General features: G+C 35.6%; 23 protein-coding genes and 1 pseudogene. 1 reads left to right on the top strand and 23 read right to left on the bottom strand.

The features are described 5' to 3' along the window. Positions 1-23: 23 nt before the first annotated feature. Entirely contained in the window at positions 24-266 is a 243-nt protein-coding gene (gene zapB / locus MHN79_RS09405) for a cell division protein ZapB (RefSeq protein WP_114785964.1), read from the bottom strand. 285 nt (positions 267-551) lie between these two features. Further along, positions 552-962, bottom strand: a complete 411-nt coding sequence (locus MHN79_RS09400; RefSeq protein ID WP_239172679.1) for a hypothetical protein — start codon at positions 960-962, stop codon at positions 552-554. 260 nt (positions 963-1222) lie between these two features. Between MHN79_RS09400 and glpX the strand changes: the two genes are divergently transcribed. Next, positions 1223-2230 carry a class II fructose-bisphosphatase gene (gene glpX / locus MHN79_RS09395; RefSeq protein WP_239172678.1) on the top strand — a complete coding sequence of 336 codons (1008 nt, stop codon included), beginning with the start codon at positions 1223-1225 and terminating at the stop codon, positions 2228-2230. 74 nt (positions 2231-2304) lie between these two features. Here glpX and groL read toward each other — a convergent pair whose 3' ends face one another. The 21 genes and pseudogenes from groL to rfaH all read right to left on the bottom strand — a co-directional run bounded on the left by groL (position 2305) and on the right by rfaH (position 23866). Next, a complete protein-coding gene (gene groL / locus MHN79_RS09390) occupies positions 2305-3951 on the bottom strand; it encodes a chaperonin GroEL (protein WP_160931567.1) in 1647 nt (548 codons plus the stop codon). An 83-nt stretch (positions 3952-4034) separates the two neighbouring features. Next, on the bottom strand, positions 4035-4328 hold the full coding sequence (locus tag MHN79_RS09385) for a co-chaperone GroES (RefSeq protein ID WP_114785960.1): 294 nt from the start codon (positions 4326-4328) through the stop codon (positions 4035-4037). Between the two features lie 194 nt (positions 4329-4522). Continuing rightward, positions 4523-4858: a DUF3135 domain-containing protein gene (locus tag MHN79_RS09380; RefSeq protein ID WP_239172677.1), complete on the bottom strand. Its 336-nt coding sequence runs from the start codon at positions 4856-4858 to the stop codon at positions 4523-4525. Between the two features lie 267 nt (positions 4859-5125). Continuing rightward, positions 5126-6184 (bottom strand): UDP-N-acetylglucosamine--undecaprenyl-phosphate N-acetylglucosaminephosphotransferase, encoded by a 1059-nt coding sequence (wecA, locus tag MHN79_RS09375; RefSeq protein ID WP_275436230.1) that lies wholly within the window; start codon positions 6182-6184, stop codon positions 5126-5128. Positions 6185-6558: 374 nt separating this feature from the next. Continuing rightward, a complete protein-coding gene (locus tag MHN79_RS09370; RefSeq protein ID WP_239172675.1) occupies positions 6559-7725 on the bottom strand; it encodes a nucleotide sugar dehydrogenase in 1167 nt (388 codons plus the stop codon). A gap of 48 nt (positions 7726-7773) precedes the next feature. After that, complete coding sequence (locus tag MHN79_RS09365; RefSeq protein WP_239172674.1) at positions 7774-8742, bottom strand: NAD-dependent epimerase/dehydratase family protein; 969 nt, start codon at positions 8740-8742, stop codon at positions 7774-7776. Between the two features lie 41 nt (positions 8743-8783). Then, positions 8784-9338 (bottom strand): annotated as a pseudogene (locus MHN79_RS09360) (UDP-glucose 6-dehydrogenase); the annotation flags it as partial. 319 nt (positions 9339-9657) lie between these two features. Then, entirely contained in the window at positions 9658-10560 is a 903-nt protein-coding gene (locus MHN79_RS09355) for an ATP-grasp fold amidoligase family protein (protein ID WP_239172673.1), read from the bottom strand. A 152-nt stretch (positions 10561-10712) separates the two neighbouring features. Next, a complete protein-coding gene (locus tag MHN79_RS09350; RefSeq protein ID WP_239172672.1) occupies positions 10713-11699 on the bottom strand; it encodes a glycosyltransferase family 2 protein in 987 nt (328 codons plus the stop codon). Continuing rightward, positions 11689-12699, bottom strand: a complete 1011-nt coding sequence (locus MHN79_RS09345; protein ID WP_239172671.1) for a hypothetical protein — start codon at positions 12697-12699, stop codon at positions 11689-11691. Before MHN79_RS09345 ends, MHN79_RS09350 begins: the two co-directional genes overlap by 11 nt. After that, the gene (locus MHN79_RS20985; protein ID WP_239172670.1) at positions 12681-13286 is read right to left on the bottom strand and encodes a DapH/DapD/GlmU-related protein; all 606 of its coding nucleotides are present in this window, start codon (positions 13284-13286) and stop codon (positions 12681-12683) included. Before MHN79_RS20985 ends, MHN79_RS09345 begins: the two co-directional genes overlap by 19 nt. Then, complete coding sequence (locus MHN79_RS09335) at positions 13287-14351, bottom strand: EpsG family protein (RefSeq protein ID WP_239172669.1); 1065 nt, start codon at positions 14349-14351, stop codon at positions 13287-13289. Next, positions 14352-15353: a glycosyltransferase gene (locus MHN79_RS09330; protein ID WP_239172668.1), complete on the bottom strand. Its 1002-nt coding sequence runs from the start codon at positions 15351-15353 to the stop codon at positions 14352-14354. It abuts the gene before it with no gap. 96 nt (positions 15354-15449) lie between these two features. Then, positions 15450-16535: a polysaccharide pyruvyl transferase family protein gene (locus tag MHN79_RS09325; RefSeq protein WP_239172667.1), complete on the bottom strand. Its 1086-nt coding sequence runs from the start codon at positions 16533-16535 to the stop codon at positions 15450-15452. A gap of 7 nt (positions 16536-16542) precedes the next feature. Continuing rightward, entirely contained in the window at positions 16543-17943 is a 1401-nt protein-coding gene (locus tag MHN79_RS09320) for a Coenzyme F420 hydrogenase/dehydrogenase, beta subunit C-terminal domain (protein ID WP_239172666.1), read from the bottom strand. Positions 17944-18183: 240 nt separating this feature from the next. Further along, positions 18184-19656 carry an oligosaccharide flippase family protein gene (locus MHN79_RS09315; protein WP_239172665.1) on the bottom strand — a complete coding sequence of 491 codons (1473 nt, stop codon included), beginning with the start codon at positions 19654-19656 and terminating at the stop codon, positions 18184-18186. A 30-nt stretch (positions 19657-19686) separates the two neighbouring features. After that, positions 19687-20508, bottom strand: coding sequence for an NAD(P)-dependent oxidoreductase (locus MHN79_RS09310; RefSeq protein ID WP_239172664.1), 822 nt, complete (start codon positions 20506-20508; stop codon positions 19687-19689). 1 nt (position 20509) lies between these two features. Beyond that, positions 20510-21067 carry a dTDP-4-dehydrorhamnose 3,5-epimerase gene (gene rfbC, locus MHN79_RS09305; protein ID WP_239172663.1) on the bottom strand — a complete coding sequence of 186 codons (558 nt, stop codon included), beginning with the start codon at positions 21065-21067 and terminating at the stop codon, positions 20510-20512. A 15-nt stretch (positions 21068-21082) separates the two neighbouring features. Then, a complete protein-coding gene (gene rfbA, locus MHN79_RS09300) occupies positions 21083-21961 on the bottom strand; it encodes a glucose-1-phosphate thymidylyltransferase RfbA (protein WP_160931607.1) in 879 nt (292 codons plus the stop codon). Continuing rightward, positions 21961-23058, bottom strand: a complete 1098-nt coding sequence (gene rfbB / locus MHN79_RS09295; RefSeq protein WP_239172662.1) for a dTDP-glucose 4,6-dehydratase — start codon at positions 23056-23058, stop codon at positions 21961-21963. The genes rfbA and rfbB overlap by 1 nt, the downstream gene beginning before the upstream one ends. A gap of 292 nt (positions 23059-23350) precedes the next feature. Further along, complete coding sequence (rfaH, locus tag MHN79_RS09290) at positions 23351-23866, bottom strand: transcription/translation regulatory transformer protein RfaH (protein ID WP_239172661.1); 516 nt, start codon at positions 23864-23866, stop codon at positions 23351-23353. Between the last annotated feature and the right edge of the window lie 30 nt (positions 23867-23896).

Below are 23896 nucleotides of genomic sequence, written 5' to 3'. Positions count from 1 at the left end.
CCCTTTTTACTTAATGTTCGTCATTATTCGACTTCATCCATCTTGCCGAGTAAGTTACGGATGCGGTCTTGCCATGCTGAATGCTCTTGCTGCATTTGTTCAGCCTTTTGCTCCATTTCTTCTCGACTTGAACGCAGTTCACTGGCTTCAGTAGAAAGCTTTTCTTTTTCTTCTTTCAGCTCTTCGACTTCCATTTGTAAAAGAGCAATAGTGTCAACTGCAGTTTGTATTTTTGCTTCTAATTTTTCTAGTACTTCAAAAGACATCTTGGCCTACCTTGTATTATCCGATTTACCGTAAAGCGCTTCACTTCACCTTATGCCCTCATTCTACTCAGGCAGAGAGAGAGAAACACGCTCTATATTGTATATTTGGTATCATTCGATTAAAAAAACAGCATACCCTGACAATGCACTGACGGAGAAGGACTCAAAGCACATTTTTTATTAGTTTTGATCGGATTTTTATGAATTTAGATCTAAATAACCCATTAAAAAACATGCAGGAATCAACACAGAGCCTTAACACTTATCTCCTAAACGATCGTCTATCTATTGTCTAATAGTCTTACATAACCCTTGAAACAGCACATTGGCGGCTAAACTGCCAGTGAAAATATTCACTAAAACCAATAATACTTGTGTCAAGTTGCGCAAGGTATCGCGTGAAATATCATGATTGGGCAATCTCATAAAGGCTTCAATCGCATCATCACTGGCAAGCAATATATCAACCGAGGCAAAGGTGCCAAGAAAAATCAGCCCTATTGCTGTGACAATAAACTGCCTCCTCTTTTGGGCCAAAGTCAGAGCCCAAAGTAACCCAGCAATTAAGCTGCTATAGGCAAAAAAAGCAAAAAATGGAAAAACCAAATAGACATCAAGCAAATAAGCTGAGCAGAACAAGATAACAAAAAGCACGGCAGTAGAAATAAAGACTTGTCGAAAGTGAAATGTTTTCATCCAGTTACCTGATTTGATATCCCAAACGTTTACACAAACACACCATATTTTCAGCTATGGCTAACCAACTCAGCCTTCAAGCGGATTAAGGGGCTGCTTCCTTAAAACCGATAGTTTAGCGCATAACCAGACTTATGATTTCAAGATAGTTTAGTAAACCTATGCTTAATCGGGATTCAGTTATGTTTTTTGCCAGATCCAGCTATGCTAAAATTCGCGCAGCATCCCTTTCCTCAGCTTAATTTTCATTTGGAGCATTTATGAAGCGTGATTTAGCAATGGCATTTTCCAGAGTAACAGAAGGTGCAGCCTTAGCCGGTTATAAATGGCTGGGTCGCGGCGATAAAAATGCCGCCGACGGAGCAGCCGTTGAAGCAATGCGTATTTTGTTAAATCAGACAGAAATTGATGGCCAAGTGGTGATTGGTGAGGGAGAAATCGATGATGCTCCTATGCTGTATATTGGCGAAACGGTCGGAATCGGGGGAGAGGAAGTCGACATTGCTGTTGATCCCATTGAAGGAACTCGAATGACAGCAATGGGGCAATCAAACGCTCTAGCAGTACTGGCAGCAGGAGAGAAAGGGAGCTTTCTCAAAGCCCCAGATATGTATATGGAAAAATTGGTTGTGGGTCCAGGAGCCAAAGGCTGTATTGATCTTAATAAACCTCTTAAACAAAATCTGGAAAACATAGCCAAAGCACTAGATAAAACACTCGATACATTAGTCGTTATTACCCTTGCCAAACCGCGCCATGATGAAGTGATCGCGCAAATGCAAGCCATGGGTGTGCGAGTTTTTGCTATACCCGATGGTGATGTAGCAGCGTCAATTTTAACCTGTATGCCTGAGAGTGAAGTTGATGTCATGTATGGTATTGGAGGTGCTCCAGAGGGGGTGATTTCTGCTGCTGTAATTCGCTCACTCGATGGCGACATGCACGGACGTTTACTGCCCCGCCATCATGTCAAAGGCGATAACGAAGAAAATCGTATTCATGGCGCTGATGAGCTCAATCGCTGCAAAAAAATGGGCGTGGAAGCCAATCGGGTGTTAACCATGGAAGAGATGGCAAAGAGTGATAATGTTATCTTCTCTGCAACTGGCATCACAAAAGGTGATTTACTCGACGGCGTGACACGTCAAGGGCACATTGCAACCACAGAAACTCTTCTAATTAGGGGGCGCTGCCGAACAATCAGGCGTATAAAATCAACCCACTACCTAGAACGTAAAGATCCTCAAGTCAGAGAGCTTGTGTTATAGCTTTTAGACTATTAATCCGGATATAAAAAACGGAGACCTAAGTCTCCGTTTCTTGTTCAGCTAAGCTGTATGGATTACATCATTCCACCCATACCACCCATTCCGCCCATACCGCCCATATCTGGCATTGCTGGCGCATCTTTTTGTGGTTGGTCTGTAACCATAGCTTCAGTTGTGATCATTAGACCTGCAACTGATGCAGCAAATTGAAGTGCAGAACGAGTCACTTTAGTTGGATCTAGGATACCCATTTCTAGCATGTCACCGTATTCGCCAGTTGCAGCGTTGTAACCGTAGCTACCTTCACCACCTTTAACGTTGTTAGCAACTACAGACTCTTCGTCACCCGCGTTTTGTGTGATCTGACGAATTGGCGCTTCCATAGCACGCAGTGCTACGCGAATACCAACATTTTGCTCTTCATTGTCACCTTGAAGATCAACAATCTTAGAAGCCGCGCGGATAAGAGCCACACCACCACCTGCAACAACGCCTTCTTCAACTGCTGCGCGAGTTGCGTGAAGCGCGTCTTCAACACGGTCTTTCTTCTCTTTCATCTCAACTTCAGTTGCTGCGCCAACTTTAATAACCGCAACGCCGCCTGCTAGCTTAGCAACACGCTCTTGAAGCTTCTCTTTATCGTAGTCAGAAGTTGCTTCCTCGACCTGCTGGCGAATTTGAGCAACACGGCCTTGAATCATAGACTCTTCACCTAGACCATCGATAATAGTGGTGTTTTCTTTAGTGATAGCAACGCGCTTCGCTTGACCAAGATCTTCTAGAACAACTTTCTCTAGTTCAAGACCTACTTCTTCAGAAATTACGGTACCACCTGTTAGGATAGCGATGTCTTGAAGCATAGCTTTACGACGATCACCAAAACCAGGTGCTTTCACAGCCGCAACTTTAACGATACCACGCATGTTGTTAACCACTAGTGTCGCTAGCGCTTCACCTTCAACATCTTCAGCAATGATAAGCAGAGGACGAGAAGCTTTTGCTACTGCTTCAAGAGTTGGAAGCAACTCACGAATGTTAGATACTTTCTTGTCAATCAGTAGGATAAATGGATTATCAAGCTCAACAGAACCAGATTCTTGGTTGTTGATGAAGTATGGAGATAGGTAACCACGGTCAAACTGCATACCTTCTACAACATCCAGCTCATCTTGAAGTGCTTGACCTTCTTCAACAGTAATAACACCGTCTAGGCCTACACGCTCCATTGCTTCAGCAATAATCTTACCTACGCTAGAATCAGAGTTTGCAGAGATAGTACCAACTTGCTCGATTTCTTTGCTACCTTTACAGTCAACAGAAAGCTCACCAAGCTCTTTCACTGCTGCTGCAACAGCTTTATCGATACCACGTTTAAGATCCATTGGGTTCATACCCGCAGCAACCGCTTTAAGACCTTCGTTAACGATAGACTGGGCAAGAACTGTCGCAGTCGTTGTGCCGTCACCCGCAGCGTCGTTTGCTTGAGAGGCGACTTCTTTAACCATTTGTGCGCCCATGTTTTGGAACTTATCTTCTAGTTCAATTTCACGCGCAACAGATACACCATCTTTAGTAATAGTTGGTGCACCAAATGACTTGTCGAGAACAACGTTACGGCCTTTAGGACCTAGCGTTACTTTTACTGCATCTGCTAGAACATTTACACCTTCTAGCATTTTAATACGTGCGTCATTACCAAATTTAACGTCTTTAGCAGCCATCTTTAGTTTCCTTTTCTAAAATTCTTTAGTTTTACTTAATTAACAAATGAATCTGAGCAAAAAATTACTCAATGATTGCTAGCTTATTGCTCAACGATAGCCATGATGTCACTTTCAGACATCACTAGAACTTCTTTACCGTCGATTTTTTCAGTTTTCGTACCGTAGCCTTCAGCAAAAATCACTGTGTCGCCAACATTGACATCTAGAGGCATCACAGTGCCATTCTCTAGAATGCGGCCTTTACCAATAGCCAAAACTACACCGCGAGTTGACTTCTCGGCAGCAGAACCAGTCAAAACAATACCACCCGCTGATTTTGACTCAACTTCTTGGCGTTCTACGATAACTCGGTCGTGTAATGGACGAATGTTCATCGGTCGTCTCTCCTGAAAATTTCCATGTTGTTGGATAATTACCTAGCGCAATAGCACAAGGCGTTAAAGTCTTGTGTTATCTATATGTGGGACGTTTTGCTGAAACCCAAGGGGGATATGAAAGATTTTTGTGATCGAGTTCAGAGAAGAACTTTGAAATGCGGCTTTGGAAAGCTTAGCGCTAACTCGATGTGTTAGCGCCAGTCAGCAAGAGGAATGATTTGTGCACTACTGTATTCCTCGGTCTCGGCCGAATCACCTTCGAGTACATCTTGAAATTTAACCATTTGAGAAACAAGCTCACGCATGAGAACGACGTTTGCATGATTAGGATTTTTGCAGTTATCAACCACTCTATCTATATGACTTTGCTGAGCCCAGAGTCTACCTTGCATCTCTTCAGATGCCGACATAATCATCTCTTTACACATGTCATGTTTGAATTGAGCAAACCCTTCAGGGTTGTTTTCTGCAAGGTCGATTAGCTCATCAAAGGAAGGAAGAGTTTGATTAATTAACGGTGAGTTCATAAAGCCCCCAAAACAAAGTAACAAATCTATCAATTAAAATATAGACGGTTTGCTGGGGTTGTGCGAATTCGGTTTTGACGCAAATGAAAGAAGAGTTTTAGGAGGTGGGCAAAGAGAGCATTCTCACCAAATACTAGTTAAAAAAGGAATGTGAGTGCAACCAGAGGGAAGAATGAGCTGATTATATCTAATGTAGCGAGACAGCCTAGAACCTGTTTATAACTAGGCTGTCATTAAGAAATAACCTAATGTTTCTGCAAAGCTACTTTATTGCATATCTAATTGATGTGAATACGAGGTTTCTGTGCTCGCTTTAGAAATGTAATCAGTTACTGCTTTATACAGTACAAAACATACCAAGAAGGCAGCAAACATGACTGGCTCTGGCATACTTGTGAACTCACCAAAAACGCCAAAACCGACAAAAGATGTTGCAAGCAAAGAAATTACAATAAGAGTCTGACGAGAGCTTAAACCAATACGCTGCAATATATGGTGTAAGTGCTCTCTATCGGGTTTAAATGGCGAATCACCGCGGAGTACGCGCTTGCACATAACAGTCACCATATCCATCAATGGCAACGCAACTAACCAAAGTGCGGTGATTGGACGCAGAGAATGTTCAGCGGTTACTTGGCTCGTTTCCAGCAGAAGCCAAATGACGGTGAAGCCAATCATCATACTACCTGCATCACCCATAAAGACTTTTCGTTTTATTCCAAATACACCAAGATTCATTAATACATAAGGGAGCAAAGCCGCAATAAAAGCAACACTTAAGTAAGCTAAACCCGCCGTGTTATTTTGCATGGCCAACAAACCTACCCCAGATAATGTAATAATAGCCTGACTTCCTAGCAGACCATCAATACCATCCATCATATTAAAAGCATTAATGGCTCCAATTACAGCGAGCACGGTAATAAGTGGGCTCAGCACACCTAAATCAATACTACCGAAGCCAAAGATATCACCGACATTACTCAGCTGAATATGCGGAACATATATCATCAAAGCGGACAATATAGCTTGAACTAAAAGTCTAACCTTAAAGCTAATATCATATTTATCATCGAAAACACCAAGTATAATCAGTGTTGAAATACAAACAATAAATAATGAACTATGAGGAAATAGCTCAGGATTAAATAAGATAAACTGAACCACAGCGAAGCAGATTGAAACCCCACCAACCAAAGGAATTGCACCAGAATGGAGTTTTCTCGCGTTTGGTTTATCAACCAAGTTAATAACCAGCGCAACTCGTCGCATTAAAAAAAGACAAAATAGTGAGCAAAAGCTCACTACTAATATTTCTGAGAACATATAACTACTACATTAGGTGGAGATAATCAAAATTTGACACCTAATCTATCATATTATCTATATGGATTTGAGCAATATATCTATAAAAATAAGACATTCTGTCAGAATTATCAAAAATGAGATTTAATTATACCGCCAAAGTGGTCGATCTATAAGAATCTATCATAATTACAACGCAAGAATGGACGAAATTTATACATAAATACAAAAAATAAAACACTTGACAATAGCTAAATAATGGAACTCATATTTTAAGCATTAAAGGGATCTTAACTAGTGAGACTATCTGGATATAAAGAGGATAAGATAATTTAATACAAATTTCTGGCTGCTATAGATTTGCAACCAGAAAGCTACTCTAGACTGAATGAAGACTAATCAGAACCAAATAAGTCACGTGTATAGACTTTATCTGCGACATCTTGAATTTCTTCGACCATACGGTTAGACACAATAATGTCACACGCGGATTTAAACTGCTCAAGATCAGTTAGCACAATAGAATGAAAGAACTCTTTTTCTTCTAGTGCGGGCTCGTAAATGACCACTTCTACACCTTTAGCTTTAATCCGCTTCATCACACCTTGAATAGAAGAAGCTCTGAAATTATCGGAACCAGACTTCATCACCAAACGATAGATACCAACTCTTTTGGGATTTTGCTTCAAAATCGAGTCTGCAATAAAGTCCTTACGCGTTGTATTGGCATCGACAATTGCGCCAATAATATTATTCGGCACATCTGCATAATTGGCTCGTAACTGTTTGGTATCCTTGGGCAAACAATAACCTCCATAACCAAATGAAGGATTGTTATAATGATTACCAATCCGCGGGTCTAAGCAAACGCCCTCGATGATTTGACGAGCATTAAGAGCATGAGTTTCTGCATAGGTATCTAGCTCATTAAAATAAGCCACTCGAAGTGCTAGATAGGTATTTGAGAACAGTTTAACTGCTTCAGCTTCTGTCGAGTCTGTATATAGGACTTCAATATCTAGCTTAACTGCTCCTTCAGCGAGTAGACTTGCAAAAACTTTAGCACGCTCACTTCTTTCGCCCACGATAATACGAGAAGGATGCAAGTTGTCATATAAAGCTCTTCCCTCACGTAAAAACTCAGGAGAGAACAGCACGTTATCACAGCCAAGTTTCTTCTTAATACCCACAGTATACCCTACTGGTATTGTAGACTTTATTACCATAACGGCCTGTGGATTAATAACCATAACGTCCTTAATTACTGCTTCTACCGATGAAGTATTAAAGTAATTAGTTTCGACATCATAATCTGTCGGGGTGGCGATAATAACAAAGTCTGCATCTTTGTACGCTAACTCTTTGTCCAATGTTGCAACAAAATTGAGCGACTTATTTGTAAGAAAGTCCTCGATCTCCGGGTCAACAATAGGCGAACAACCTTCATTGAGAAGCTTGACTTTTTCTTCAATGATATCAATCGCAATAACTTCATGATGCTGTGCCAACAACATCGCATTTGACAAGCCTACATAACCTGTTCCGGCAACTGCTATTTTCATGAGCTCCAACCACTAAATAATTTAGTTTTATTTTTGATAATATTTTTTTTACCAATCAATAAACTTTTGAACGCCTTCTTTTGCGCCAGCCATAGACTTATAACCCGTAGCAGAAAATAAATCATCGGTATCTGCATAGGTTTGATAAACATCACCGGGTTGCATCTCTCTAAAGTTCTTCGATGCCTCTACGCCGAGTCCATCTTCTATAGCTTTAATAAAGTCCATAAGATTGATCGGACTACAATGACCAATATTGTATACCGCATAAGGAGCGGAGCTGCTTGCTGGAGTCCCTCCTTCGACAGTCCAACTCTTATTTGGCTGTGGAATCACATCGGAAATTCGAACTACACCCTCTACAATATCATCGATGTAAGTGAAATCACGCCACATATCACCGTTGTTATTAATGTCTATTGTTTCACCATCCAATATCTTTTTAGTGAAGATAAATGGTGCCATATCTGGGCGGCCCCATCGTCCATAGACAGTAAAGAAACGAAGACCTATAGTAGGGATATCATAAAGAGGCGAATAAGAATGGGCCATTAGCTCGTTCGACTTATTTGTCGCCGCATACAGTGACACTGGATGCTCGACTGTATCTGACGTTGAAAACGGAGTCTTCGCAATCAATCCGTACACCGAGCTTGAAGAGGCATACACCAAGTGCTGCACTTTATTATGGCGGCATCCTTCTAGGATGTTTAAGTGGCCCACTAGGTTTGAATCTGCATGCGCATGCGGGTTCTCTAGTGAGTAGCGAACACCTACTTGTGCGGCTAAATGGATCACTTGATCAAGTTGCTCCTCTGAAAACAAGCGATCAGCGATGTCTAAGTCAACCAATCTAAAGTTATCGCGTTGAACACGCGTTAAACTTGCTTGCTTCAAATCGACATCATAATAGTCATTCAGGTTGTCAACACCAATCACCTGATGATCTTTGACGGTTAACTGCTCAACCACAGTACTACCGATAAAGCCCGCAGCGCCTGTTACCAAATATTTCATCACTTATTCCTTAATCTATACCAAATAGATCATGCGCAGTTGTTTGAAAATAGATTTACCACCTCCGCTTTTGTTGAATCGGTATGCAGAATTTCAACGTCTTTTTTCACCGCGCCTTTTAACAACAAGCTCCCAAATACCTTCACACACTCAGAACTCTCACCCACAACAATGCGAGATGGGTTCAGGTTATCATATAACGCTTTACGTTTACGTAAGAACTCTGGCGAGAATATCTGGTTTTCATACTCTAACTCTTGTTTAATACGCTCGGTATAACCCACAGTAACGATAGGTTTGATCACCATCACCCCATTTGGGTTAATCGCCATTACATCTTTAATCACCGCTTCAACAGAAGAGGTGTTGAAGTAGTGGATTTCTACATCGTAGTCAATCGGTGTAGCAATCTCCACATAATCAACATATGAATACGCCGATTCTTTATTGAGGGGTGCGGCAAAGTTTAATGGCTTATTAATCAGAAAGTCTTCTATTTCTGCGTCAACAATTGGCGATAAACTACCGTTCAGTAAGTTTACTTTTTCTTCGATAATATCGACCGCGATAACCTCATGATGCTGGGCCTATGGCATAGCATTTGACAATGCCTACATAATCGGTACCGGAATTGCAATCTCCATATATTAACCATAATTAATATTGAAAGATAATAAAACTAGGTAATATTTAGTGGGTAATTATCAAATTTATCAGACGTACCAGCTTAATACATAGCGTTTACCATAACTGAAAAAAAAAGAGAAAATATTTAACTTAAAGAATGATGTGACTTTTAGGACTAGAGACCTTTATCTCAAGTAGGAACGTAAGTTGTTACTGGTTATTAGTAAAACATTAAATATACTTACTTTTCATTTGCACTACATTGCGTAATAAATAAACCTAATGAGCTTATTTGCAAAATATACTGTTAAACTTGACTTTATCTCCCAAGAAACGGTCTGCACTCATAGGACTAAATATTGCGTTTCCGGCTACATGTGTATGTGTTATTTCGCCAAAGTAAATAGTATTATTGACATAGTACCAATCGATTCTTGCGTAGGTTAGGTCACCCATGAGAACTTCTGATAAATCTATCATTTCTTGGGCTTTTTGTTTCGGAAAATCAAAATCGAAATTTGAAGAGCCTGTATAACTAATATCCAAAAGATTAAATTTTTTATCGTAGAAATTTCTTGCTAACCTCTCAAACCTACCTGTGTCTACTTGAATCACAACATCGAAGGAGTCATCTTCATTCCGAAACATATGTAATTTAAAATCATCAGGTGAAGTTTTACCATCTCCCCCTGGCATGTATTCCTCTAAAATTATTTTTCGATCTATATGTTTATAAGTATGTTCGTTAGTAACATTATACCAATCATCTCTTAAAGCTATATCAAACTTGGCTTTAACATCTTCAAAATTTTCCATATGTTTATTTAAAACGATATGATAGTGGAGTTCTCCAGTACCGAAATTTGTTTTTATTACGAACCTTTCTGGAAGCTCATCCCAGAGAGCTTTATTTAATTCATCACAAACACCAAGTAAAGGGATTACATATTTAGCCCCAACTTGACTTTCAACATAGGATTTAACAAGAAATTTATCCGCATAAAAGCTCATTTTCTTTGCAATTTCATCGTTTTCGGTCATTTTTATACGCAACAGAAGTTTCTCATTAAACGTTCTTGCGTTTGATTCGTTAACTAGCTTTAGCTTTACACCTCTTACGAACAATCTTGCTTTTCTAACTAATAAATAAAGAAACTGACTATTTTTCAATAGCCTTCTAACAGTATTCATAAATAATGCCCTTTAAGGAACTAATATGGAAATAAGAGATCGATACTATAAAACAGAATAACTTTTAATAAATCGTGCAAATGAAATGGAAAGTATTATTCAGGTTTATTAGTAATACTTTAGTATTTAACTATAAACTTAACCGCCAAATATTAATATGGTTTTATCCCAAACAATGAAACTAAACGAGCAAGATACCATGAGGGACGCTTGAAAAATATTATAAAGTTAAATATAAATAATTTCACATTGGGTTTAAAAAATAGTTTATAAAACTGATTATGCTCTAAACTATCTTTTACTACTTTGTGAAACTCAAAAAATTGTTCTTTAGTATCACATCGAAAAATAGCCACAATTAAAATATAGGACAAATGTTTATAAGCAAAATTTTCTAAAAATGATTTTGGCACTTTATTGATAAAATAAATTTCATGTTGTGATATTAAATCTAAAGCAGATTCCAAATTCTTCAAAGAAAAACTACGTGAAAAGCTTCCTTCCCTAACATGTGAATTGACAATACAAATATTTGATACTACTACCTTTTTTGCATGATAGGCACACAACCTTGAAAAAAGAATATCTCTGCCATGTAACTTATCTTCCTTAAATCTAATGTTATTTTCCATCAAAAAATTTAGAGAATAACACTTATTCCAACAGATGCCTTTAAGAGAGTTCCCCATGAAACTTTCGTTTATTATTTCATTCTTAAGTAGTATCTTTTCTTCAAAACATAGCTGATTTTCACTTTTATTATCATAATAAAATGATACGGAGCAGTTAAAGTAGTCAACATCTATAGACGAATCAATCAAATCACTTAAATTAGATAGTGCGTTGTTAGTAAGATTATCATCTGAGTCTAAGAAAAGAATATAATCACCAACAGCATTTTCAATACCTAAGTTTCTTGCAGCATTCGGCCCGCTATTTTCTTGAGAAAAAACCTTGATTCTTTTGTTTTCTAACTCCAACTCTCGACAGATTTCCAATGATGAATCAGTAGAACCGTCGTCCACAATAATGACTTCATAGTATGAATGGTTCTGTGATGTTATACTAGCTATAGTCTTTTTAATTACACATTCTGAGTTAAATACAGGAATTATTATTGAAAATTTATTACTGGACATTATTTACACCAAAAATCGAATCAACCCATGAACTAATACTGTACTGCTCATAAATGTCACAATCTATATCTTCATAGGCTGAATAAAAAAAGTCATCTGGAATTAAAAAATTATCGCCACTTATTATAAAAATGTTATTCGGGTTGTAAAAGTCGTAATTTACTATATCTTGATTTGTTGTTATAAGCTTCTTTTTAAAGCCAAGAACTTCTATACTTCTCATTGTAAGCCCTGTCTGATTTTGACTGGGTAAGTCTATAACAACATTAGATTCAGAAAGAGATTTAAGATAGTTAGGATAGGATAAAGACTTAAATTCAACTTTAAATGGAGGGTTAGTAAAAAAATCAAAAGTCAATATTTTCTTAATTATACGTAAAATTTTACTATGATAAAAGCCATAAATATAATATTTATTACCCAACGTCTGAGATACTATCCTAACCAATATTTTCTCTCGATTCCCATGAAGAGTACCAACGAATGAAAATTGATATTTATTGACAGACTCATTCTCACCATCGATAGGTTTATTAGTATAAAACAATGGCTGAAATTTAACTCTATCAGAACAATCTCGCTTATCAAAAGAGAAGAAAGAATCTACAATTTCAATGTAATTCTGACTTGATGGTTTATTCAAAACCGAATCCCACATATAAACAATAGTTTTACACTTAGGGTTGGCTTTTTTCACCCTAGACAAAAACTCAACGGGTGTGCATTCTGGGTTAATTATCAATAAATAGTCAAAACTATCTTCTAAGAAATCTGAAAAAATGCTATCAAAGTAATTATTTATAACTCTTCTAGCGAAAAAATCATTTAAAATTCTTATTCTAAAGATAAACTTTAAAAATACATGATTTGATGGTCTTTCATCATAAAGAGATACAATCGCTCCTTTTCTCTCCAATTCCTTCATTATATTATTAGAATAGCCAAAAAAAGAAGGAGATATAAGCAGTACTTTTTTGTTAGCTAGTTCGCTGTTTTCCACTCTTGTGAATCCTCATCATAAAATTTAATAACTTTAGCAGGGACACCACCTACTATACTATTTTTAGGAAAAGATTTAGTCACAACTGAATTTGCAGCCACTATGCAGTTTTTACCCAGTTGAACACCTTTAGTAATAACCACACCTTCACCTAGCCAGCAATTATCTCCAATAACAACTTTAGATGAATCTAGAGGCCTTTTAGAAACAATGGATTCAGGCAAAGAAGGGGAAGAATTACTATAACAACCATGATTTAGATCGGTAATAAACACACGGCTAGCAATAAGAACATTATCCATGATAACAATGCTTTCCGCACATGCTATGTGGACATTATCATTAAGCTCACAATTATCACCTAGTATCAGGCCTACCTTATTTTTATTATATGTTTCCAGCCTACAATTTCGCCCTGTGGTCAAGTTCTTACCTATTTTAATATAGCTTCGATTCCTTATATCAAATGGTAATCTAATTAAACGCGCCTGTCTAAAACTTAGCTTAGTATAAATAATACAAATAAAAAGATAAAAAACACCAATGAAACCATAACACTCATATAGACTTGAAAATTTCTTTATCACTTAGAAAATCCCTATAGTTTTATATTGATACACATCCAAACATAAATACACATAGAGTGATAAGAAAGAATAAGAAAGTATCAATAATAAGAAAAATAACTGAAATTTTTGTTTGACATATTCAAATATTATAGCGATCGTTAATGGCATGAAAACAAACCAATAACTAGTTAGCCTTACAGTTAAATCCGGATAGCTGAAATATAATGAACAATACGTCACTAATGCTAAAAAATAAATCTTAAAGACACTAGACTTAAATACATTTTTATACTCTAATTTCATTATCATCATTATAAACAAAAGTATAATTGGAAACGACCTTTTAATCGTTCCTTTTAGCATATTCATAATGTCTGAGTTATTATATTCATCACTTACATAAAGAGAAGTATTTCTAAAATAACTTAGAGAATCAATAAAATCAAAAAATCCAAAACCAATTATAACTTGTATAACAATTGGAATAAGTAAACAAGTAAAATAGAAGAATCGATGACTTAACCTACAAACCATAGGGTACAATATTAAAGACACAATCGCTGGTTTGTGAAATAGTGCTGAAACTAATATTGTGAAAATAAAACTCCAAGGATTTTTATCTCGAATAAAAATAAAAGATAAAAAAACAAACCCCATTGCAATTGATTGTCTGAACCCACTTAGGTTGTAATAAAAAAACAGATCAGAAAAATATATCAGCATAACAATAGCTAAATATTTAGTTTCCTTTGTAGATACATAACAAATCATCATAAGAGGAAGGAATGAAAAGAATCCAAAATAAGAATTTACATTAAGTCCTATACTCTTAAACAGAGATATGGAGGAAATAAAACCAGCTTCAAGACCTGAATAATCGGAAGAATAAAATGATGTTACTTTTTCAAAGATACGAACATATGATGAGTAATCAGTACCAACATCGACTCTAAGTGCAACTAGAAGAGAAAGACCTATAATGAGAAATATACATAGCAGATTTGTAGCAATCTTATTTTTATTTATCCATTCACATAAGCTCACTAGAACAAATGCCAGAAAGAATAATATATAAATAAACATTTAAATTATTTCTATCCAGTTTTTTAAGACATTACTATTCTTATATTTTTCAGCTGTCAATTTAGCGTTGGCAGATATCCGTTCTGCTTCATCTACATTTCTTATTAGGAAATCAAAAATCTCTTTAATAGCGTTAAGATCATTCGGTCTAACTAGAAAGCCGTCATGGTTGTCTGTTATAATTTCTCTCGGTCCCGTTTCACAGTCGAATGATATAACAATACAACCACATAACATTGCTTCTATTATTACCATTGAAAAACTTTCTCTTTGAGAAGTAACTAATAAAACCTTTGAATTTTTCATTGGCAAAAAGACATTATCAATATTACCCTTTAAAACTTCATCTACTTCTAGCCCAAGATTCACAACTTTCTTTTCCAGATTTGTCCTTTCAGGACCATCACCGTAAATATTAAATCTATACGATACTTCATCGTTGATGATTGGAATAAGATCTACTACATAATTAAATTGCTTAACTTCAACTAAGCGACCTACAGAAATAAAATCAATGTTTCTATCCGGCCAGTGGGGAGTCTCCATAGTTATATCTGGAATACTGTTGGGAATCGTACACACTGCTTTCTTATTATGATAAAGAGAAGCATCTTTTTTAGTCAGAGTCACTATCTTATCAACAAATTTATAAGATAATATCCTCAATAAGCGAACTGATAAAGAATGAGCATAATAATCTGCATGCTGAAAAGAAATCAGCTTGGGCTTTTTATTATTACGAAAGCCAATACCAAAAATAATAGACAATAATATTGATATTCTGTCATACATTGAAATAACAACATCACCACTTTTAAAAGTTCTTGACAACTGCTTTAGGAAGGAGATATTTGAAAAAATACTATCTTTATTATCATTTCTTATGGATACAATTTTAACGTTATCCTCACCATAAAAACTAACCAAATTATCTTTTAAGTTCAACGTGGATTTTTCTATGCCGCCATTCAATTCAATATCAAGAACTAATAAATATATCATTTTATTTACTTATAATAATTTTACTTAGTTTTTAAATTAAGTAATAGAGATTATGGAATGTCATAAAATTAAAGACGCTATGTAAAAGAAAAAAGATTATAAATTTAAATCCAAGAAATTTAATGAATCTTTCTTATATTTTTCTAATTTTGAATTAACACTAACCCAGTCGATCGGGTCGTCATTAATATCAGAATTGATTATTCTATTTTCAAGCCCAAACATGCCAAGCAATGAGTAAAAACGATCAGCACCTCTTTTTTTATTAACAAAACAATTAAAAGTCTTATTGAAAATGATACAAAACACACACCCATGAAACGAGTCCGTAATCACATGCTCTGAAAAATAGATTGAGCCTAACCACTGTTGCATAGAAATAATATTTTTTGAACTATTTCCATCATTAACTTGATTAATAGTCATTCCTTTTCGATCAGCAAACTGAGACATTTGGTCATTTTTTTCCCAGTCAGAATCTAGCACGTACGCAAAAAGCTTTTTTTCTTCCAATTGTTCAAGAGGGCTATTAATGATAGATATATAGTGCTTCTTATCAATCAACATAGTGGGATCTAATACATGTTTCGCATTTACATTAAAACGTTCAAAACATACTTGAACTGCGCTTTTCTCTCTTACAGATACTCCAGCAAACCGACTTAAATTTTCCTTATGATAGTTAACTGAGCTTATATCACCCAAAAAATCACTCCCTCCAAAAGATGCAGCATAAGACAGCTTTTTTGTTTCATCATCAACAAACCCAAGTGAATAGTCATTTTCGAATTTCGGATAACCCATCTTTGCAAAAACTTGATCACTTCCTACAATGCATACATCGTACTTTTTGGACATGAAATGTCTATGTAATTGCTTGCTATTCCAAATACTAGCTGACTTAGATTCAATGTACTTATTGACAAATTCTTCTAACTTACGATCTTTTACTGTTAAAGTAACTAGACGATATTTCTTTAAGAAAAACAAAAAATATTTTTTAAATATATATTTAGCAACAGATATATATCGTTTTTCGCTTTTAAGATTAATTAGAGTAGGATTATGGCCCAATTGAGTTAGCACTGACATAAGAGCATAAGCTTGAATTATACCACCATAATTATTTATAAGAGGAAAAGTAATAACGGCTATATTTTTTTTAAAGTTATTTTCTTTCATAAATCGATTATTTCTTTAATTTACCTATAATAATTTTAATAATACCAGCTAAACCTTTACCTTGTATAGCCATAAGATAGTATATAATTTTATATTTATTATTTAGAATTTTCATTTTATTTTCAAAAAATGACAAATCATCCCTATCTACAGCCATTTTAAAATACTCATGAGATTTTGAAGATATTTCCATCCTTATATCTTGAACCTTCCCTCTAAAAAAACTTATTTCGTTTTCAGCATTAACTCTATTTATTGGATACCACAGGTTGTTATTGTCTTTTTTGTATTTTCTATAGGATAGTTCATCGAAAGTATGTCTAAAGTGCGCAGCTTGTGATTTAAAAATAGTATCTGAATCAACATCATTCATAATAAGTCTACCTTCGCTAATCGCTTCTGTGACTATATCATTAATGATCGGGTTACGGATAATCACTATATTATTACCATTACTATCATTTTGATACTCGGGTAGCCAAGCATCACCAACAACAATGTCAGCTGTTTCATTGAAGACGTCGTCTGTGAAGTCAGAAGCTAATGGTTTAAAATATCCAAGGCCCCAATTTTGACCACTAAGACTATTTTTCGATTTAATAATAGTTTTTGTTTTACCATCAATAATACCTGTCATTTTAATTGCATATGAGTCGGCTCTAGCATCATCAAGCTTATGTCTAAAATCAATATTTTTTAAATCACCTGGTTTAATACCGACTTGCCAAGCCATGTAATCAGCAAACTTAGAGCTTTTTTGGTGCCCGCAAATTAAACCTACTGTAAAAATAATCCTATCTTTAATTATGGTGTCATTTAAAGCAAGTAAACGAATTGATTCAATAAAGCTAGGAATACCAACTATAGCATATTTACCTTTACAATTCTTTACTAGATCAAGCACTTCAGATAGTTCAACAGGATAATATTTAGTCTTTGCTCCGGATTTTATTTCCTCAATAGTTTTTGAAATCCCATATTTAAATAAAGTTGATGATTTTTTATCGGGGTTTTCTTTAACATGAATTACACCATCAATCAGTCCTTTCTCAAATAACTCTTTAAAAATCCAAGTACCCATGCCCCCAGAACTTGCATTTACCCTGTATTCACCTTCTTTTACATACCCTACAAATAATGATTGATAGTAACCAATACGAACATCATTTTTTATATTCTCATATCTAGAAAACAAGGTTCTCGCGACATCACAAACGCTTAGTTTACTATTTAAATAGGGGGAAACTTTTCTGACTAAAGGGCTTATATCTCCACTAATATCAGCATCGACTATTTCTTCATATAAGCCATATGAATTTAGTTCAATCTTTATTCTTTTATCAATATAAGATGAAACACCACTGACATCACTATAAATTTTTTTTGAATTGAATTCTTCTACTTTCATTTAAATCTCGTAATTTTATAAAATAAGAACAATGATATTTAACACCGACATTAAATAACAATTTAAAATATGCTATCGACGTTAAAGTTATAGTAAAAGATTACTATAAGCCGTGATATGATTATTATATCCTGATAAAATCAAGAAGTAATTTTTTGATACTACAATTAACTAATTAATAAGTTAACCTAAAGGATGTATTTGTAAACATTATTAGTTTAAATATTAATATTCGAGTATTTAAATAAGACGTCTGATTAATCCCTTTTCATAATCATTCATTGTTAACAAGAATGAAAAAGAAAATGTTAAGACAGAAAAAATAATGCAGCCTACCACTAGATCAAATAAATCATCAATTCCTGCAATTCCTTTTACTCCATAAGAAAATATAAAAACAAGAAGCATCGGGATAAAAACTTTCAATATTTGCTTCCAAAAAGATAATATATCAACACCTATATACCAATAGTAAATGTTCATTACTATGCCATTCAGTATAGTAAAAGTCACTGAGATTGAAATTGCAACGCCCCAATATCCATATTCTTCAACTAACATAATAGATAGTACAACAGTTAAGATAGACATAATAAGTGCAGCTATTGCTCTAAAATGAAATTTATTTCTCGCTTTTAGAATTGTCAATCCTAAGTTTTGTATTAATGGTATTGATAAAGGTGTCATAATAATCAAAGTTAATTTATATGCATCATAATACTCTTTGCCAGCCCAATAAATGATAAAATAGTCACCAAATATTGTAAAACCAAGAAGAACTAAGAATATTACATATGCCTGCAAACGACCAATTTTTGTCATTTCATTAGTTAGTTCTTTGTTTGAAGCACCCGCTGTAACCATCTTTGATACCTTAGGAAGAAGTACACGACTAACCCCAGACGAAAGCATTATGAATGTAGTACTGAATAAAATAGCTATTGAAAACACTGCTATATCTTTAGTTCCCAAATATGAACCGATCATTAATTGCCCGAAGTTCCAATTAACTTGATCAACAATAGTAGCGATAAAGACAAATATTGAGAACTTAAAAGATCTTAGAAAAACATCAGACTCAAATTTAAATAGTTTTATTTGAACCTTAATATTTAAAACATAATAAATGATTAAAGTTAATATCGCAGCGAGGTTTACAAGCGTAACTATAGTTATCATTGTAATGACACTTTGATCAAAGATGATAGAAATCGCAATTAGTAAAGGTATTGATAGTGTTCTTACTATATTGACAATGTTTAGAAGAATAAATTTTTCATAAGCAGTAAGAATTGACCTAAACATATTACCAGGGACAGATAATGCGATATTTATTGCGATAATAATGATCATTTTTTTAAATGTTTCAATCTCGCTAGCAGTCATACTATTTACAAAAAAACATTCTACATTGTAATAAAATAGTACCATTAAGAGCACTGAGGCTAAACTAATTGCAAAATAACATGATAAAATGGTACTATATAATTTTACTAGTTTTTCATTATCCCCATTAACCAAGTACTTAGATGTAAAAACTACAATTGCATTACCAAAACCGAAATCTAAAAGAGCAATATATGTTAATATACTCATGGCTAATGCATATAGACCATATTCCTCTTGCCCCAAATATCTTAAAACAAACGGTGTATATGCAAGCATCACCCCTGTATTAATAAAGATGTTCAAGTAAGTTAGGACAACTCCCATCTTTCTTTCTTTTTTGACTATGGCCAATTTTTACCCTTTGTGTTTTTTGAAAAAATTTTCAAAATCTTCAATCATTTTCTTCAGGTCATCAATAACATTATTTGGTTTGTAGTCCAGAGTATTCACAACTTTTGTAATATCAATCTCATGGAAAAAATCAATATCTTCTTCAACTAACCAGTTAACATTGCAACCTGTTTTATCAACTATTATGTCTGCTATTTCTTTTGCCGATGTATTAGTTCCAGAAGCCAAATTAAATAACCCTTGAGCGTTTTTATTTAGCAAATCCAAAGTATATCTAACTACATCACCAACAAAAACATAGTCTTTAGAGTAATCACGAGTAACATACATATTTATGCTACCATTAGTAATGGCACTTCTTACTATTGATGGTAAGAAAAGAGGACTATTTTTCGCTAATCCATATACATTACTAGGACGAATGATCAAACAATCCCTATTGCTTTTTAGACATAGCTCCTCTGATACCAATTTTGTTAAATTGAAAAGCCTTCGGTCATCATCATAACTAACTTTTAAATCACAGCTCTCAGAAGAATCATATTGGTTCATATATACTCTTGTTGAAGATATGTAAACTAATTTGTTAAATCTAGCTTTTTCCAACAATGAACTTAATAATGTTATATTGGCATGGAGAACGTTAAATGGATCTTTTTGGCAATCACCATATCCAGCACTATAAATGATCGTTCCTAAGTTTTCCTCAAAAATACTTAAGTCTTCTCTCTCAGGAACAAAAACATCATGCCCCTGTGTTTTAAGGTCTTTTACAAACGCAGAACCAATAAAGCCTCGTCCACCAAAGACAGTAAACTTACTCATGCTATACCCAGCCTTGTTTAATTTTAGCTTCAATCTCACTCAATAGTGGTTGAATTTTATCTTTTTCCGATAAGACAGGTGCTTTTAGAGGCCATTGAATATTGATGACCGGATCATTCCACAACAAACCACTTTCATCATTAGGGTCATAATAATCAGTACATTTGTACTGAAAATCGGCCGACTCACTCAACACACAAAACCCATGTGCAAATCCTGGTGGGACATAAAACTGCAGTTTATTGTCGCCACTCAATACAACCGATTCATATTGACCGAAAGTTTGTGAATTTGGACGTAGATCAACTGCTACATCAAAAACTTCACCTGAGGTTACTGTTACTAATTTACCTTGAGGTTTTGTTTTTTGAAAATGAAGTCCTCGAAGTACGTTCTTAATTGATCGAGAGCGATTATCTTGAACAAATATCTCTTTTATACCAGCTACTTTTTTATATCTTTCTGCATGAAATGACTCCAGAAAAAAGCCTCTGTCATCACCAAAGACTTTAGGTTTTATAATTACACAACCTGCTAACTTTGTTTGAATTACTTCCACGCTTACATTTCTCCACTAACAGACATTTCGGACAAGGTTTGTCAAATACTGGCCGTAATCATTCTTCATCATTGGAGATGCAATCTTTGTTAACTCATCATTTGATAGCCAACCGTTACGCCAAGCAATCTCTTCTAGGCATGCGACTTTTAAGCCTTGTACATGCTCGATAGTTTGTACAAACGAAGATGCCTCATGAAGGCTTTCGTGAGTTCCAGTATCCAACCACGCAAAACCGCGACCTAATAGCTCTACATTCAATGAACCATCATTTAGGTACATTTCATTAACTGTGGTAATTTCTAGTTCCCCACGGTGAGATGGCTTCACTTGCTTGGCCATTTCAACCACACGATTGTCGTAAAAATACAAACCTGTAACCGCATAATTAGACTTTGGTGTTTCTGGCTTCTCTTCGATAGATACCGCTTTCATGTTTTTATCAAACTCGACGACACCAAAGCGTTCTGGGTCTTTGACTTGGTAACCAAATACTGTCGATAGCCCTTTTGATGTAAGCTCTCGAGCTCTCGTCAATTGACGGCTAAAAGATTGGCCATAGAAAATGTTATCACCCAACACTAAGCACACGCTGTCATCACCAATAAACTCTTCACCAATGATAAACGCTTGCGCTAGGCCATCAGGGCTTGGTTGAATCGCGTATTCTAGTTTAATACCAAAATCAGAGCCATCACCCAGCAAACATTGGAAACCCGCCTTATCTTCAGGTGTGGTAATAATCAAAATATCTCTAATACCAGCAAGCATTAATGTAGAGATTGGGTAAAACACCATTGGCTTATCGTAAATAGGTAAGAGTTGCTTAGATACCCCGCGTGTCAATGGGTATAGACGTGTACCTGATCCACCAGCGAGAACAATACCTTTCATTATTTGCTCACCTTTGCTTCTGTTGTTTCTATACCTAAACGCTCACGTTGGTAACTACCATCTTGCACGTTTTGGCACCATGCTGAGTTATCTAGATACCATTGCACTGTTTTGCGAAGACCAGTTTCAAAGGTTTCTTCTGGCGTCCAATTCAGTTCGCGCTGCATTTTAGATGAATCAATGGCGTATCGTCGATCATGGCCAGGGCGATCTTGAACATAAGTAATTTGCTCTGCGTATTTGGTGTCCTTCGGCACTAGCGTATCCAAGATGTTACAAATCGTGTTCACAACTTCACTGTTTTTCTTTTCGTTGTGGCCGCCAATATTATAGGTTTCACCAACCTTGCCTTCGGTTACCACTTTGTATAGTGCACGAGCATGATCCTCAACAAACAACCAATCGCGAATTTGATCGCCCTTGCCATAAATAGGTAAATCTTTTCCTTCAAGCGCATTGAGGATCACTAGTGGAATCAGCTTTTCAGGGAAGTGATACGGACCGTAATTATTCGAGCAGTTGGTTACTATGCTTGGTAGACCGTAAGTGCGTAACCATGCACGCACTAAATGATCACTCGATGCTTTCGATGCAGAGTATGGGCTAGATGGCTCATATGAGGTTGTCTCTAAAAACATCGGTAAGTCTGCTCCCTCGGGAACGTCATTAGGATGAGGAAGATCGCCATACACTTCATCAGTAGAGATATGATGGAAACGAAACTTAGCCTTTGTGCTTTCTTCAAGTGTATTCCAGTATTCTCGAATCGCTTCTAACAAGGTATAAGTACCAAGGATATTGGTTTCAATAAACGCGGCAGGCCCTGTTATTGAACGGTCGACATGCGATTCGGCTGCCAAGTGCATCACCGCATCTGGTCGGTGCTCAAGAAAAACACGATTAAGTTCTGCACGATTACAAATATCGACTTGCTCAAATGCATAACGTTCAGACGAATCCACTTCGCGAAGAGATTCTAAATTACCTGCGTAAGTGAGCTTATCAACGTTTACAACGCTATCAGATGTATTATTAATAATATGACGAATGACTGCAGAGCCGATAAAACCAGCACCACCAGTGACGAGGATCTTCATAGTTTTCTCTTGTAGTATATTTTTTAGAACAACTCACGAACTTGGAGATGTGTAGAGTTCTCTAGGTTCAACTTCATGAAAAATATCACTAAATTAGCAACCTGAGATATATATTATTCATTTTGAGATAGACGAATCTAGCTCATCCTTTACAAATCATAGATTTTACTTGCCTTTTTAACACCGTCCCAATAGGCGTCATAAAAACCAATTTAGCTATCATCAAAATATAAAATTATTCTAGCTTTAAAAAGTTATTCAATTTGCAACTTAGATAGCTTGCAGAAATACATCAACATTCCAAAGCTAAAATACTTTTATTATCAACGGTGAGCTTGATCGGTTGGCTTAACATATCGATTAATATAATACTGCGTTTGTCACCATCAGCTTCTACAAAGATCCCTTTAGTATCTTTATATACGCCATTATTAACCAACACCTTTTCACCAGACTGAATTGATTCATCCACCACTAGGTGAGTTCTTTGCTTTAAGTCTGTTATTAAAGCATCAGGAACAACTTGTGGTTTTCCGGCAAACCTAACATAGTCGTATACTCCAATGGTGTTTTTTACTTTGGAAGCTAGAATAGATGAAGAATCTAAATAAACAAAAATATAGCCTGGGAAAAGTGCTTCGCGAACAACTTCTTTCTTACCGCGTCGCACTTTAACCACATCAACAAGCGGATAGTAAGAGGGAATTGATTGGTTAGCAAAGTTCAAACTGGCGCGCTGCTCTTGTCTAGCCTTGCATTTAACTAGAAACCATTCTTTACTTTGATTTTTGCTCTGAATATCATTCATAAAAAAATTACCACCTATGATATTAGGCAT

It is taken from the genome of Vibrio sp. Of14-4, from assembly GCF_022347625.1.
In the GTDB taxonomy this organism is placed as follows: Bacteria; Pseudomonadota; Gammaproteobacteria; order Enterobacterales; family Vibrionaceae; genus Vibrio; species Vibrio pristinus.
Note: the sequence above shows the minus strand (reverse complement) of the source record. Positions and strands in the feature narration are given on the sequence as shown.